The organism is Methanobrevibacter sp. (genome assembly GCF_017431965.1).
Taxonomy (GTDB): Archaea; Methanobacteriota; Methanobacteria; order Methanobacteriales; family Methanobacteriaceae; genus Methanocatella.
In genome coordinates, this window is sequence record NZ_JAFRKB010000053.1 from 1 (window position 1) to 15,153 (window position 15,153).

At 34.4% G+C, this 15,153-nt stretch carries 17 protein-coding genes; 6 read left to right on the plus strand and 11 right to left on the minus strand.

All coding sequences use genetic code 11. From position 1 onward, the window contains the following. Together IJI93_RS07835 and IJI93_RS07840 are read left to right on the plus strand one after the other, a co-directional pair. Positions 1-699: phenylacetate--CoA ligase family protein (locus tag IJI93_RS07835; RefSeq protein ID WP_394355678.1), on the plus strand; the 699-nt coding region annotated here is incomplete at its 5' end. A gap of 8 nt (positions 700-707) precedes the next feature. Then, the gene (locus tag IJI93_RS07840; protein ID WP_292821903.1) at positions 708-1,139 is read left to right on the plus strand and encodes an acetolactate synthase; all 432 of its coding nucleotides are present in this window, start codon (positions 708-710) and stop codon (positions 1,137-1,139) included. Positions 1,140-1,312: 173 nt separating this feature from the next. Here the strand turns inward: IJI93_RS07840 and IJI93_RS07845 are convergent, their stop codons facing one another. The 3 genes from IJI93_RS07845 to IJI93_RS07855 form a co-directional block, all read right to left on the minus strand. Continuing rightward, entirely contained in the window at positions 1,313-2,296 is a 984-nt protein-coding gene (locus IJI93_RS07845) for a beta-ribofuranosylaminobenzene 5'-phosphate synthase (RefSeq protein WP_292821905.1), read from the minus strand. A 292-nt stretch (positions 2,297-2,588) separates the two neighbouring features. Then, complete coding sequence (locus IJI93_RS07850) at positions 2,589-3,239, minus strand: adhesin (protein WP_292821907.1); 651 nt, start codon at positions 3,237-3,239, stop codon at positions 2,589-2,591. Positions 3,240-3,274: 35 nt separating this feature from the next. Then, entirely contained in the window at positions 3,275-3,775 is a 501-nt protein-coding gene (locus IJI93_RS07855; protein WP_292821908.1) for a ferritin, read from the minus strand. A 94-nt stretch (positions 3,776-3,869) separates the two neighbouring features. Here IJI93_RS07855 and nudC point away from each other — a divergent pair, with 94 nt between their 5' ends. After that, on the plus strand, positions 3,870-4,661 hold the full coding sequence (nudC, locus tag IJI93_RS07860) for an NAD(+) diphosphatase (RefSeq protein WP_292821910.1): 792 nt from the start codon (positions 3,870-3,872) through the stop codon (positions 4,659-4,661). A 27-nt stretch (positions 4,662-4,688) separates the two neighbouring features. Here nudC and IJI93_RS07865 read toward each other — a convergent pair whose 3' ends face one another. From IJI93_RS07865 to IJI93_RS07875, 3 genes are read right to left on the minus strand one after another with little or no spacing between them, the layout of a single operon-like run. Next, positions 4,689-5,816: a hypothetical protein gene (locus IJI93_RS07865; protein ID WP_292821912.1), complete on the minus strand. Its 1,128-nt coding sequence runs from the start codon at positions 5,814-5,816 to the stop codon at positions 4,689-4,691. A 14-nt stretch (positions 5,817-5,830) separates the two neighbouring features. Next, positions 5,831-6,991, minus strand: coding sequence for a MalY/PatB family protein (locus tag IJI93_RS07870; RefSeq protein WP_292821914.1), 1,161 nt, complete (start codon positions 6,989-6,991; stop codon positions 5,831-5,833). Continuing rightward, the gene (locus IJI93_RS07875) at positions 6,978-7,496 is read right to left on the minus strand and encodes a nitroreductase family protein (protein ID WP_292821915.1); all 519 of its coding nucleotides are present in this window, start codon (positions 7,494-7,496) and stop codon (positions 6,978-6,980) included. The genes IJI93_RS07870 and IJI93_RS07875 overlap by 14 nt, the downstream gene beginning before the upstream one ends. 58 nt (positions 7,497-7,554) lie before the next feature. Between IJI93_RS07875 and IJI93_RS07880 the strand changes: the two genes are divergently transcribed. Then, on the plus strand, positions 7,555-8,037 hold the full coding sequence (locus IJI93_RS07880) for a DUF308 domain-containing protein (RefSeq protein WP_292821917.1): 483 nt from the start codon (positions 7,555-7,557) through the stop codon (positions 8,035-8,037). Between the two features lie 866 nt (positions 8,038-8,903). Here IJI93_RS07880 and IJI93_RS07885 read toward each other — a convergent pair. Next, on the minus strand, positions 8,904-9,689 hold the full coding sequence (locus tag IJI93_RS07885) for a hypothetical protein (protein ID WP_292821919.1): 786 nt from the start codon (positions 9,687-9,689) through the stop codon (positions 8,904-8,906). 127 nt (positions 9,690-9,816) lie between these two features. After that, positions 9,817-10,449, minus strand: a complete 633-nt coding sequence (locus IJI93_RS07890) for a flavodoxin family protein (protein ID WP_292821921.1) — start codon at positions 10,447-10,449, stop codon at positions 9,817-9,819. Between the two features lie 154 nt (positions 10,450-10,603). Here IJI93_RS07890 and IJI93_RS07895 point away from each other — a divergent pair, with 154 nt between their 5' ends. Beyond that, positions 10,604-11,899: a dicarboxylate/amino acid:cation symporter gene (locus tag IJI93_RS07895; RefSeq protein WP_292821923.1), complete on the plus strand. Its 1,296-nt coding sequence runs from the start codon at positions 10,604-10,606 to the stop codon at positions 11,897-11,899. Positions 11,900-11,968: 69 nt separating this feature from the next. Here IJI93_RS07895 and serS read toward each other — a convergent pair whose 3' ends face one another. Then, positions 11,969-13,246 carry a serine--tRNA ligase gene (gene serS / locus IJI93_RS07900; RefSeq protein ID WP_292821925.1) on the minus strand — a complete coding sequence of 426 codons (1,278 nt, stop codon included), beginning with the start codon at positions 13,244-13,246 and terminating at the stop codon, positions 11,969-11,971. Between the two features lie 162 nt (positions 13,247-13,408). Between serS and IJI93_RS07905 the strand changes: the two genes are divergently transcribed. Beyond that, a complete protein-coding gene (locus tag IJI93_RS07905) occupies positions 13,409-13,738 on the plus strand; it encodes a hypothetical protein (RefSeq protein WP_292821928.1) in 330 nt (109 codons plus the stop codon). 236 nt (positions 13,739-13,974) lie between these two features. On the opposite strand, the gene IJI93_RS07910 is transcribed toward IJI93_RS07905, so the two are convergent. Continuing rightward, positions 13,975-14,325 (minus strand): arsenate reductase family protein, encoded by a 351-nt coding sequence (locus tag IJI93_RS07910; RefSeq protein ID WP_292821930.1) that lies wholly within the window; start codon positions 14,323-14,325, stop codon positions 13,975-13,977. A 135-nt stretch (positions 14,326-14,460) separates the two neighbouring features. Continuing rightward, complete coding sequence (locus tag IJI93_RS07915) at positions 14,461-15,105, minus strand: HAD family hydrolase (protein ID WP_292821932.1); 645 nt, start codon at positions 15,103-15,105, stop codon at positions 14,461-14,463. Positions 15,106-15,153: the final 48 nt, after the last annotated feature.

Below are 15,153 nucleotides of genomic sequence, written 5' to 3' on the forward strand. Positions count from 1 at the left end.
TTCGGCCTGAAGGCCATTGGCTTTGGAGCAGAAGGCTGGACTGAAGAGATAAGGCAAAGAGTAGAGGAAATCTTCGGTGCAAAGGCATACAACATTTACGGATTAACAGAACTGATGGGACCTGGTGTTGGAGTCGAATGCAGCGAGCAAAATGGACTGCACATTGCAGAAGATATCTACTATCCTGAGATAATTGACCCTAACACAAAACAAGTACTTGGAGAAAACCAGCCGGGAGAATTGGTTTTAACAAACATCCAAAGGGAAGGAATGCCGGTAATCAGATTCAGAACAAAGGATTTGACAAAAATCACTTATGAAAAATGCGGTTGCGGAAGGACCCACGCAAGAATCAGCAGAATTACAGGCAGGTCCGATGATATGATTAAAGTTAAAGGAGTAGCTATTTTCCCATCACAAATCGAAAAAGCATTGCTTAAAGTCGGTGAAGCAGAGCCTCATTATATGATAATAGTTACAAGACCGGGAACTTTAGATGAAATCGAAGTGAAAGTGGAAGCATCACCAAACATTTTCTTTGACGGAATAAAGGAAATGATGGCAATTCAAAATAAAATCGGAAAATCAATTGAAAATGAAACAGGAATCAGAGTGAAAGTAACTCTCGTTGAGCCAAAGACCTTACCAAGATTTGAAGGAAAAGCAAAAAGAGTAATAGATGAAAGGAATTTAAATTAGGTGGGAAAATGAAAATCAAACAGTTATCAATATTTTTACAAAACAGAATGGGAAGCTTATCAAAACCCCTTGAAGTGCTAAGCAGTGCAGATGTAAACATCAGGGCGATGTGTATGGCAGATACTTCAGAATTCGGCATTTTAAGATTGGTCGTCGATAATCCGGAAAAAGGAAAAGAAGCTTTAGAAGAGAATAATTTCCTTGTTAAAATCACAGAAATCATCGGTGTTGAAATGAACGATGCACCTGGTGGTCTTACAAGTGTTTTAAAAGTAATTAAAGACAATGAAATCGATTTGGAGTATCTTTACGCATTTACTCATGATAAAGTGGGAAAAGCTATCTTGCTACTGCATGCAGACGATATTGATGAGCTGATTTCTGCTTTACAAAAGGAAAATATTACTATTGTTCAATCTGAGGAAGTTTATAATTTATAAACTTCTTTATATTTCTTTTAATTTTTCATATATTATATTAAACAAGATTAAAAATAAAACTCCTTTTTAAATTATTACTTCTTTTAAAAAAAATTCATCATCAATCTGTATTACCAAGTAAAAAAAAACATTCTAAACATTAATGGTCAAAAAAAAGAAAAAAAGAGAAAATACTATTTTTCAATAGTATATCCATGATTTTGTGCTTTAGTTACAAAGACAGTTCCCTTTTCTCCAATAATTTCTTTGGTCTTTTCAACAATATCTGCATTTGATTCATCAAATACTGTATAGAGAACCGGTCCAAAGGAACTAATACCAACACCATACGCTCCAGCCTTTTCAATAGCTTGCATGGTTGGCAGGTAACTTGCATCCAAAGAGTGCTCCAATTTATTGAATCCAACTTTTTGAAGCTCGCTTACAGCCCATCCAAAGTTTTTAATATCCTTTTCAAGCATGAACGGCACTAAATTCATTAAAATTAAGTGGGATACTTGCTCCACTTCCTCTTTTGGAATTGGACAGTATGTCTGGAATACATCTACTTCATCATCCCCTTCCATATGCTTTTCGATTTCCGGAATTGCTATCAAAATATTCCATTCTTCCGGAAAATCATATCTTGCAATCAATGTAGCAGGTTTTGCTTTAGATGCTCCTGAAGGTAAAAACAATGGTTTTTCCTCCTTGCTGTGTCCACCATCCAATATAAATCCACCTAAATCGTGAGTGTATGTTCCAATTCCTGAAGTTCCCCCTCTTCCAACAATACTGCTTAATTCACGGCTTTCAACTTTGATTCCCATAGTTTCTGTAATTAAGTGAGCTGTTGAAACCGCAATTTGGGTTCCGCTTCCAAATCCTGAATGCGGAGGATAAGTTTGATGTACAATGAAATGGAATCCTGAATCAATGTCAAAATGTTCCATAGTCTTTTGAGCGGCGTCAGGTATTTTCTCTTTGCATTCCAATATTGCCTCTTCGTCAGTAACAGTATCTGCAAAATCAAGAGTTACGCCACTTTCAGTTTGTTCAACTTCCAATACAAATTGTGGATCAGCTAATGCTAGACCAATTCCACCATCGACTCTTCTATATGACCCATTTAAATCAATAAGGGACATATGAATTCTTGAAGGTGCTTTTATAATCATTTTTTCACTTCCAATTATGTTATATCTTTTAAAAGTATGTATTAAAATATATATAATACTTTTCATGATTTATCAAGTAAAATTTATAAAACAATTAAAATATTCATGACAAATAACTGTCATTACACTGAATATGAGTCTCTCAAAAATAGATGAAATTAATCCTAAAATTGCATCTGGCACATATATCACATTGATTATACCTTTAATCGAGCATTGATATATGGATTATGAAAAAAAATCTCTCCCTTGAAAAATAGCCAATAATTGAGAACTAGCCTTCTCAATTTTTTTAAAATGATAAATTATCAATACTTTCAATTAATTTTAAAGCCAGTTCATAAGTTAAATCCATTGGCTCATAAGAATAACACTCATAAACAATTGTTGGAATGCCTGCCTTGGCAGTTGGTTCTGTAATAAATGGCGGGCTTGTTCTATATTGGGGCGCATAATATTGAAGTTCATCAACACTTTCAAGAATTAAATTCATTAAATTAGTGGATTTTTCATCAAAACCTGGGGCGAAAATAAAATTGGTTATTTGATAGTCTCCAGGACCATTAGATCCCCTATTAGAATGAATATCCACGAATAAATCATATTTTCTATTAATTATATCATCTTTAATAAATTCCTTTGCAAGCAATTGTCCTTCAAGCCTTCCCTCAGTTTCAGTATTCGGATTATCGACATGAATGTTATAAATGCAATAAGAATAGTTCAAATCACTTTTAGAGGATAATTTATCAAACAACGCCCTGTGGGATTTGCTTTCAAGAGGATGCATCCCAATTACATAAGCTATCTTAACATCAGATGCACTATTCCCGAAAGGACCGTGAACGTGTACACTACCTAACTCATTTTCGCCAAGCAATTCACAATCAAATAGTGTAGAATCAACACTTGCTTCATCAGTAGGACCGTCAGGATAGCTCATGAACATCAAAAAAAATAAAAGTGACTAGATAAAATCTAGTCTTCGGATGGTGCACGTGCACCTAATTCTTTGTTTAATTCATAAATCAATCTGTTATCGCCATCAGCCAATTTAGCTTTAGCAACTAATTCCATTGCATTTTCTTCTTCTTCAACTTGTTCTTCAACAAACCATTGCAAGAAGTTGTTGGTTGCATGATCTTTTTCTTCAATAGCTAAGTTAACTAAATCATTGATAAGGCCAGATACCTTTTTTTCATGTTCTAAAACATGTTCAAATGCTTGAAGTGGGCCATCCCATTCGGTTTGTGGTCCTTCAATTGCAGTTAAAGTTACAGAAGCCCCTCTTCTGATAATGTAGTCATAGAATTTCATTCCATGTTCCAATTCTTCTTCTGCCTGAACTCTCATCCAGTTAGCAAATCCTGCTAAGTCTTCATCTTCAAAGTAAGCTGCCATGGATAAATATAAATATCCAGAGTAAACTTCAGCATTTAATTGAGCATTTAAAGCTTTTTCCATATTTTCAGATACCATTAAATATCACCATAATAGAATTTGTATTTGATTTCTTATATATTTAAGCAAAAAATTCAATCAATTTATTAAAAATAAAAATAAATCAATTAACATGATAGAAAAATCCATCTACAAAGATTATGAAATTGATTTTAGCGATGCTTATGAAAGCGATGATGCTTATTACTTTATTTTTAACAATGAAAGGGAACTGTTCCTAACAAGCAATAAAACATTGCCGACTTCCCTTGATAATGTCAATATTGACTTTAAGCTTTATATCGGAAAATATTTGGGCAAAGATACTTTTGTGGCCAATACCGACTCCAGCGAGTCATTTTACCCACTAATAGAAATTTATGATAGTGATAAAGACCTTTATCTGATGTCAACAAGAGCCGTTTTGGTGCGTGACTGGTATATCTCACACCAGTTTTGCGGCAAGTGTGGCCAAAAGACTGTGATAGATGAAAAGGACATGATGTTAAAATGCCCTTCATGCGGTCAGGTGCACTATCCAAGAATCGCTCCCGCAATTATTGTGGCCATCAGAAAAGGCGATGAACTGCTCATGGCAAAGCACAGCTACCATGAAAACATCAAATATGCTTTAATAGCAGGATTTGTCGAACCGGGAGAGTCAATCGAAGATGCAGTTCACAGAGAAGTTTCAGAAGAAATTGGGATTAAAATCAAAAATCTAAACTATCTCAATAGCCAATCATGGCCATTTCCAAACTCATTGATGCTTGGCTTTGAAGCAGAATACGATTCCGGTGAAATAAAAGTAGATGGTGATGAAATTCTAAAAGCCAAATGGTTTAAAAAAGATGAAATAATAAGATTTGACTCAGATATCAGCATATCCGACTGGCTAATCCAAAAGTTCATTGACACACACTAAGCCAATATCAGAAATCTGAAAAATGAATCAGCCATTATCCTCATAAACATCATCAGGCTTATTGTCTTTAAATGTGGAATCATTTGATTCATAATCTTTTATCTTATTTATCCATATAGCTCCGCCACAGATATTTGACTCATTTTCAGCAAGCTCAGATTCCTCAACAGTCAGCACGCTTTTGTTATTATACACTGCACCGCCATTTTCCGCTTTGTTTTGCCTAAGCATAGACCCGACAATAGTCATTTCACTGTCGCAATTATTTATGGCTCCGCCGTTACGCCCGGCAATGTTGGTATTGAATGCAGATTCTTTAATGGTCAAGTCACCCCTATAGTTGAGAATAACCCCTCCATCACGATTTGCGACGTTATCATTAAATGTGGATTTGGATATGATCATCTCTCCTGCATTTCGTATCGCTCCTCCATCATGAGACGCCGAATTGCCCTCAAATGTGGAATCTGCAATATCCATATCACAATTTTCATTAAAGATTGCACCACCGCTTTCTGCTGAATTTTCCTTCAGTATAGATTTGGCAATAGTTAACTCACCAACGTCATTATTGAACAATGCTCCACCATTGTTTGCTGAATTTTGTGAGAACATATTCTCAATAATCTCCAATTCACTACCATCATTGAATATTGCTCCACCGTGATTTGCCTTATTGTCCTTGAATGTGGATTGCCTAACATTTATCTTGCCCCAATTGTTTATTGCACCGCCATGATCTTGTGAATCGTTTTGTGTGAATGTAGAATTTTCAATAATCAATTCACCTTCATCATTGTGTATCGCCCCGCCGTCTTCTCCTGCAGAGTTCCCTATTATTGCGGATTCGATAATGGACAATTCGCCTTCTTCAATGTATATTGCTCCGCCGTTTTCCTCATTATATCCATTTTTTAATGTGATGTTTTTGAGAGTGATATTTGAACCTGTGCAGTTAAATATCCTTGCCTTTTTGCATGCATCAATAAAATGACCATTTCCATCGATAACCAAATCATCAACATCCAAATTGATGCCTTCAGAATACTCAAACTCTTCAAGACCGCTTAAGACAATATCTGAATCTAAAGCAATCTCATCTACGTCATCATGAATCAATTCATCCAAATATTTGAAATTCTGTGAAGAACTCATATTAAACACACCTATTAGTTTTTAATAATGTTGAGTGCAGTTATGCCTGCTTTAAGTCTTGCCAAACCTTCCATTAAAATCTCTTGAGGGCAAGCTATATTCATCCTTAAAAAACTGTCTCCGTTTAATCCAAAATCAATTCCAGCCGATAAGAATAATCCCTGATTGCTTCTTAAAAATCCGCTTAAAACTTTTGAAGGAACATTTAAAGCCGAACAGTCAAGCCATAAGAGATAGGTCGCATCACATTCAACCAGTTTAATGACAGGAAGTTCGCAAGCCAAATAATCCTTTACAATCTGTTTATTTTCATATAATACATCCTTTAGCTCCTCCAGCCATTCTTCAGACTCATCATATGCCGCAATTACAGCAGCTGTTGCAAACACATTGCAAGAATCGGAATTATCAACATGCATCTGGTTTTTAATTTTTTCTAGTAGCTCAGCGTTTTTTGTGTGAACGATTGAACTTTGAAAACCTGCAATGTTAAATGACTTTGAAGGCGACAGGCATGTAATGACATTATCCGATGATTCGAACGGATTGTATTTCACTCCTGGATTGGTCAAATCACAGTGGATTTCATCAGATATCAAAATGACATCATGTTTTTTGCACAGCTCGCCGATTCTGGCCAAATCGCTTTTGGACCATATCTTGCCGATTGGATTGTGGGGATTGCATAAAATCATTAATTTGGATTCGGACAGCTTTTCATCCAGATCATCAAAATCAATTTTATATTCACCGTTATCATAAATCAATGGATTTTCCAAAACATTGCGATTGTTTTCTTCTATGACATAGAAAAATACATGATAAACCGGTGTTTGGATTAATATATTGTCTCCAACATCTGTCAAACATCTTATCATTGAAGATATTGATGGCATCACGCCTATTGAATACAGCATGTCTTCACGGGACATCTTAAAGCCGTATCTTCTATCCCACCATCCAATATATGCCTGAAAAAGCTCATCCGGAACAATCGTATATCCATATACTGGATGATTTGCCCTTTTTAAAATGGCATTTTCAATGGCCGGAGCTACCTTAAAGTCCATGTCCGCCACCCACATAGGAACGTCATCATCAAACAAATCCCATTTTAGGGAATTTGTTCCTTTCCTATCTATTGCGCTTTCAAAATCGTATTTAGTATTTTTCATAGTGAATCCTGCTTTCATCAAATTTGTCCATGAATTTATTTTCCCAACCGTCAGCCGGATAGCCTACAGTTATTATGCAATACGGCTTTAAATCAGAAATGTCGTTGATTCCGACTATTTCTCCAATCTTTACCATTCTCTCCTCATCAGGTGCAACACCGTTCCAAAGACCTCCCAAACCTAAGTTGACTGCCTCAAGCAGCATGTTTTCTGCAGCTGCCCCCATGTCCTGCTGCCAAACAGTTTTGAAAAATGCCCTTTCGATATTTGCAACCAATACAATAGCTACAGGAGCATTAGCAACCCTAGGTTTAATTTCACCTAATCTGGCCAATGTTTGCTTATCTTTAACTACAATAAACTCCCAAGGCTCTGCACCAAGCCTTGATCCCGGAGCCTGCATTCCCGCTTTTAGGATTTTTAAAATATCCTCATCACTAACTTCCCTGTCAACATATTCGCGAATGCTTCTTCTAGTGTTTATAATCTCTTCAAATTCTACCATAATAATTAATAATATATTATAGATATATATAATTAGCTTAATTAACGGAGGTGACAAAATGATTAACAGAAGTGCTGGGATATTATCAATAATTTTAGGGATAATATTTATTCTATTTCCAATGTTCTCTTCAGGGTTAGTTTCAATAATTGTGGGCTTAAGTTTATTGTTCTTCGGTATTTCAACTGCATTTATGGGATTCAACCTAAGAAACCAGAATGGAATGTTTTCAACAGTATCCATAATAATTGGACTTATTGCCATAATTTTAGGATTCATGTTTATATTCTATATTGATGCCCTATCATTCCTTGTTGCATTCCAATTCTATATTGTTGGATTTATAATGATTGCATTTGGAATAATAGGATTGATATCAAAAGTTACTAAAGTATCCACTTTTGCTTCAATACTTGTTTTAATCATGGGTATTGTTGCTATAGCTCTTGCAGCATATGCAATTAACCAACCAGTATATATTGCAATAATTATTGGAATTGTTTTAATTATTGAAGGAGTAAACTTATTCTTGTTTGATTAAGATTACCCCTCTATTTTTCATTTTTTAAAAAAAAAAGACTTGGTTAACTATTTTTAAAAAAAATACCACCATCATAATTCATACACCATTGAAAAGAAATTAACCTAAATAATTAACCAAGCCGGATTCCGAAATCCAATTAATACTTGGTTTTAATATTTGATAAAAATAGTTGAAGTGTGAAAATGTGTCTTTGCACACTTCCTAAAAGTTTAAATCATTCTCAAAAATTAGTGAAAATAATTGATGTTAAAGTTTCTAATTTTGAAAAAAAAGTTTTAAAAATCAATATCTATATTGCAGGAAGTTCCTGCAATACTACCCGTAGATATTGATAACCAAATTAATCTAATAGATTTCATCTGAAATCCAAATTGAGTTTTAAACTCAAGTCAATATATGGTGATTAAACCTATTTAAATTTAATTGAATTTACAAATCATGGGTGTGTACCTTACGAGTAAAACTGAACCCAAAGATAATCGGGTAGATTATCGAAAACAACATCTCATTAATAATTGTTTTTCCCATAATTTGAAGGAGGAAAAAACTATAGTGCTACATTACATCAATTAACACTAATGCGAAAAATATAGCTAAATACCATATAAAAGTGATATTTAAAGCCAGAAAAATTCTAATTTTTATTAGAATTGTCACAATAGTTTCCCCCAAGATTAATTTGGCAGTTAAGAGATGAATAAACAAAAGATAATTTTGAATTAAACAAAATCGCAATATTACCTATCATGATATCACCTCCTTAACTTTAAGGGGTTACAGTTTAATTATTCTATCAAATTTTAACTAGAAAAAAATAGTTGAAGTGTGAAAATGTGTCTTTGCACACTTCCTAAAAGTTTAAATCATCCGTGAAAGCAAGATTCTTCAATCATATTAAACTCGATATCGTGCTCGTTGCAGTATTCCTCGATGTGACTTGAGATTTCTGCAATGTCCTCTCTAGAGTATTCATTTTTAAAGTAGTAAACAATCGGATATGCATTTGTACAAACTTCAATTGTCAAAAATTCCTTATTGAAGATACGTACTACCAAAGTATTGTATATTTGGATATCCCTTAAAATATCGTTTTGAGCCTTTCCGGGTGAAATTTCATTGCCAATTACCTTAATTTCAGAGTTTTTATAAACCCTTTTTAATTGCAATATCTTATCTTCATCAGTTAAAACATCCCTTTCAGGTTCTATTTCACTCAACTTTTCCTTAAATAATCTTGCATTGTGCAATTTCTCCTGAACCTCCTTAAGCTCTTTTTCAAGGTTTTTTTCATCTTCCAGCAGGGAATTGATGAACGCTTCAGAACCATTGTTGAAGTTTTCATATATCTCAAGCACTTCTCTCGGTGAGAGAATTGAATTGTTTTTGAAAAATTCTTTAGTATGAGGCTTTACGCGTATGCTCAACGGTTTGAGTTTCTCTTTTCTGGATTTATTGTCAAAGAATTCATCTGCAAAATCATTGCCCATTTTGTGAAGTGAATTCATTCTTCTTGCAAACATTCTTTCGAATTCTTCACGGGACATATCTTCAGGGAAATTAAATTCAAATTCCCCCGGAGTGTATGATCCTCCAAATCTTTCATTTCCGAATACAAATTTTCTTGGGTCTTTTTTATTTTCGTTTTCCATATTACCACCACAAACCGTATACAAATTTTATTTTTGTATACATTATAATATTGCATAGAGGTAGTATATAAATGTATTCATTTTTAAAAAATGTATACTTTAAAAAAATTTAAAAAAAATAGGCGAATCATTTGCTTAATTCAGCCCCAATTTCAAAAGCCTTTTCAATGTCTTTTGGATACTGGAGAACCAGTTGCTTTTCCTTAAGTTCCTGTGAAAAACCACCCATATTGTATTTGGAGTAGTCATGAACCTGCAAAGTATCGCAAACAGGATATGAAACAACTTCACCATTCAAATAAGAAAATAAGAACTCGACACTGGACAGGCTTTCCTTCATTGACTGCTCGTAAAAATCCCTAGGAGCATTCATGGTATAGAAAATCCCGACATTTACTTTGCCCCTGAAGTAGCTGGATCCGTCATCATATGACATGATGCAGAATATCAGCCTCTCAAGCAATGCCCTGAAATCACTGGTCGGCTCTCCAAAATAAATCGGCGAACCAATCAGGAGCGTATTCGCTTCAAATATCTTTTCAATCACCTCAGACAAGTCATCCCTCAAATAACACTTGCCTTTGGTCTTATCCTTTTGTTTGCATATAAGACAACTTCTGCATCCCTTAAAAACAAGGTCAGATAAATTAAAAAATTCTGTCTCTGCACCAACAGACTCGGCGCCCTTTTGGGCGGCCTGCATAACTTCAGCAGTATTCCATTTTTTCCTTGGACTAGCATTGATTACTATTGTTTTCATATGAACACCTGATTAAAAGATAATCTATTTAACAACATTAGTAAATTTTTTGATTAAACGATTTGGATTATTCCAAATCACATCATTCATTTCAGTTAAAAATTTATTACACATATTAAATATATAATAGTATATAAAAAGAAGGTGTGGGAAAATGATTGAAAGACTGAAAAAAATCAGCCTTGGAAACTGGATGTTAATCGGAATGATTCTGGGTTTCATTGTAGGGCTAATATTAAATTTTTTTGTTACAAATCCATTCATTAAAGACATTATCCTCGTAAATAATGTTTTCTATTTGGGAGGTAACGGATTTATTAAACTAATGAAGATGTTAGTTGTGCCTCTTGTTTTCTTTTCAATAGTTGTTGGAGTAGCATCCATTTCAGATATAAGAAAAATCGGTTCAATTGGTGGGCGAACAATAGGGATATACCTCATAACAACCGCATTGGCAGTTACCATTGCGCTTATAATAGCAAGCGTAATTCAGCCTGGTGACGGATTGAATATGGTCGGAATCGTAAAGGCCAATGTATCATCAAATGTTACAGCGACAGACACCATATTGAACATGATTCCGGACAATCCTTTCAGCTCTCTTGCTAACGGAGACATGCTGCCCGTTATTATATTCGGATTATTGGTGGGCATAATATTAGCAACCTTGAAAGAGGAAACAAACGTTATTAATGAATTCTTCAGCCAGGGAAATACCGTTATGATGGAAATGACCCGCATCGTGATGAAGTTTGCGCCGATTGGAATTTTCTGTTTAATGGCAAAAACTTTCGCATCATTGGGATTTGCCGGCTTAATACCTTTGGCAAAATATATTGGTTGTGTTCTTTTAGGTCTTGCAATACAGGCATTTATTGTATATCCATCACTTCTTGTTGTTTTTACAAGGCTGAATCCAATAAAGTTCTTTAAGAAGTTCATTTCCGTAATGTTTTTTGCATTTTCATCTTCAACATCAAATGCAACAATTCCATTGAACCTGGAAAAACTTTCAGAACTTGGCGTTTCACGTGAAATATCCTCATTCACCATTCCACTAGGTGCTACCATCAACATGGATGGAACAGCAATCATGCAAGGTTGTGCAGTTATGTTTGCGGCCCAGGCATATGGTATGGATTTGGGAATGGTTGGCCTTCTTACAGTAATCTTCACAGCAGTAATGGCTTCAATCGGAACTGCAGGTGTGCCTTCAGTAGGATTGATCACATTGAATATGGTATTCAATTCCGTTGGCCTGCCAGTAGATGCAATCGGCATAATCATGGGAATTGACCATATTTTAGACATGTTTAGAACTGCGGTAAATGTAACAGGTGATGCAATATGTACAATAATTGTTTCATTTAAAAACAAAGCCATAGACCTGGACATATTTAACGGTGCAAAGGCACCTTCAGAAACATGGGATGATATAACAGAATTTTAACATCCCTTTTTATTTTTTAAAATTAAAAATAGTTAAAGTGTGTAAAACACACTTAAAATTTAAAGATATTTATTCTTTAGCTTCAATGACTGTTTTTCCATTCATGTAAGGGACTAACACTTCAGGAACTTTAATGCTGCCATCTTCCTGCTGATAATTCTCCAAAATACAGCAAATGGTTCTCTCAGTAGCAATGGCTGTACTGTTTAGAGTGTGCAAAATTTGAGCATCTCCTGAGCCAGCCCTACCAACACGGGTCTTTGTCTTACGGGCCTGATAATCCTTACAGTTAGTACATGAAACCAATTCTCTGAAAGCTTTAGAGCCAGGGAACCACGCTTCCAAATCGTATTTGATAGCCGCATTATCATTTAAAGCGGATGATACGATAGCTATAATCTGATATGGAAGACCTAATTTCTGATATATTCTCTCGGTAACTTCCATCAAATGGTCATGTTGGTTTCTTGAGTCTTCAGGGGTTGAGTAAATAAACTGTTCGATTTTTTCAAATTGATGGACTCTGAATATTCCAAGAGTATCCTTACCGTGAGAACCCGCTTCCTTTCTAAAACAGGTTGAAAGCGCACAGTATCTTAAAGGCAACTCATCAGGTGAAATGATTTCATCCCTGTGAAGTGCAGCCAGGGTCTGCTCAGCAGTAGCAATCAGATACATGTCTTCATTTTCCACTTTGTATAAGGTTTCATAAAATTCGCCCAATTCAGAAGTTTCAGCCGCAACTTCCCCTTTTACAAAAAATGGGGTTTGCATCGGAATGTATCCTTCGCTTTCAAGTTCCTCTAATGCGAATTGGATTAATGCCAAATTCAAGTGTAGGATATCTCTTTTCAAGTAGTAAAAACGTGCCCCTGCTATGCTTGCTGCAGTTTCAAGGTCTGCTCCATCGATTTTTTTAATCAAATCCACATGATTTAAAAGTTCAAAATCATGTTCTGGAATCTCACCGTAGGTTCTTACCACTACATTGTCATCTTCAGTATCGGATATAGGCACATCCTCATCGATGATATTTCCAACCTTGTATCTGAAATCCTCTCTGAGTTTTAAGTAATAATCATTATTTGCTCTTAATTCTTTAATATCTTCAGCAACTTGTTTGGATTTGGCTATTACCTCTTCCAAATTACCTTCTTCTTTTGCTTTTTTAAATGATTTTGATAATTTGTTTTTTTCAGATCTAAGTGCATTTAATTTTTTTTCACCTTCTCTCCATAAGGTGTCATATTCTATTACTTTTTCAACATTTTCAGTATCTCTGAACCTTTTCTTTTCAGAGTCAATGATTATTTCCGGATTTTCTCTGAATAATTTTATATCTAACAATTTTTGTCCCCTAAAATATTTATACAATTTATAATTATTGATTTCCTGTTTTTTAAAGTTAATGTTTTAAAGTGCATTTTTAAGATAAGAAAATAGGAAAAATAATATGTCATATGAAACAAAAATTAAAATGTAAATCTGATTATTTTAGGAGAGATACATATGGAAATTAAATACAACCAGAGGTCATTTACATACCCAAGTCTTATAAAAGGTTTAATTCACGAAGTTACCAAAAAGGATTTTGACTACTTCCAGATAATATACGATGAAAACAATTATGGCGATTTCCACAAGGAAGAAGATACCTTAATCGAGTTTAGGGAAGACCACATTAAGGAAACTTGCGAAAACGGCGATGTCATCTACTGGAACTATTCTAACATCTGCAAGATTGCAGTATTTAAAAATGAAGAATCCAAAGAAAACAAAGCTACCTTGGATGAATTCGATGACGACGACTTGTGGACCGGCAATAGAATACAGTTCTAAAATGTCCGTTCATCTTATTTAAAAAGAGGAATGAAATCAAACCATTTTCTTAATGGCAACATGATTTCAGCTGAAACTAGATAAACCCACTGAAGATATCAATCCGATTTTTATTACATTGGGTTTAAAAAATGGAATTTAATGAGGTAACATTAAGTTGGCCTCATTCAACCTCAAATTCCAGATACCTCATAAAAAGTAAAAATTTTAAGGACTAATTTTTTAAAAAAGAAAGATTACAGCAATTTTTCTTCCCATTCCTTAACCTTAAAACCAACCAAAACCGTATCTTCATCTACTAAAATCGGCCTTTTTACAAGCATTCCGTCTGTGGCCAAAAGATCCAATTGCTCATCATCAGACATCTCCGGCAATTTATCTTTCAGCTTCAATTCCCTGTATTTCATGCCACTTGTGTTAAAAAACCTTTTAAGCGGAAGGCCAGATATTTCCCACCATTCACGCAATTCTTCAGAAGTAGGGTTATCATCAATGATATGTCTTGATTCATATTCAAAGTCGTGTTCGTCTAACCAGTTTTTAGCTTTTCTGCAAGTTGAGCATTTAGGATAATTTACAAATAACATAATAATAGATTGATTTTCAAATTAAATAATACTTACCAATTCATAAACTGAGTGTTATTTTCATGTCCTCCACGGTGATGCTTGCTAATGCTATTATTCACTGAACTGATGCAAGCAGGCATTTTATAGGGAAAATTAAAAATAGTCAAGTATCTGAGAAAAATCGTCAATGGCATCTAAAATATAATCGTTTTCCCAATCTGTTTTAACTCCATAACCCCATTTGACAATGACACAGTCGATTCCGATATTTTTGGCCGTTTCAATATCAGTTATGGAATCTCCAATATAGATTACATCATCTAAACTGACATTTGCATTTTTTATAATTTTATTTGCACCATAAGGATCCGGTTTTGAAGGAAAACCTAGATTATGGCCTTCAATCTGGAAAAAATCAATGTCGCTGAAAAACTTATCGACGAAATGATTGATGGAATAGGTAAATCTATTTGAATTGATAGCTATCAATACATTTTTTTCCTGCAATTCCCTTAAAAGATTATGGGATTTAGGAAATGGAACAGACAACGGTTTTTCTGATGAATCATAAAAATCCAAATAAGTTTTTTTAATAATTTCCATATTTTCAGGAGTATTTTTGTCCTTTAAAACTAGAGAAACTATATCATCAATGTTTCCACCCAAATAACCAATATATTCATCACGGGTCAATGTGGGAAGATTATAAATAGTAAGTGCCTTGTTAAAGCACACTACAACATCATCAACGGAATCGAATAATGTTCCGTCAAAGTCAAAAATGCAAAGCTTTTTCATGGTTTAATATTTATTTTTAAATATATAATAATATACCATCACAATAGG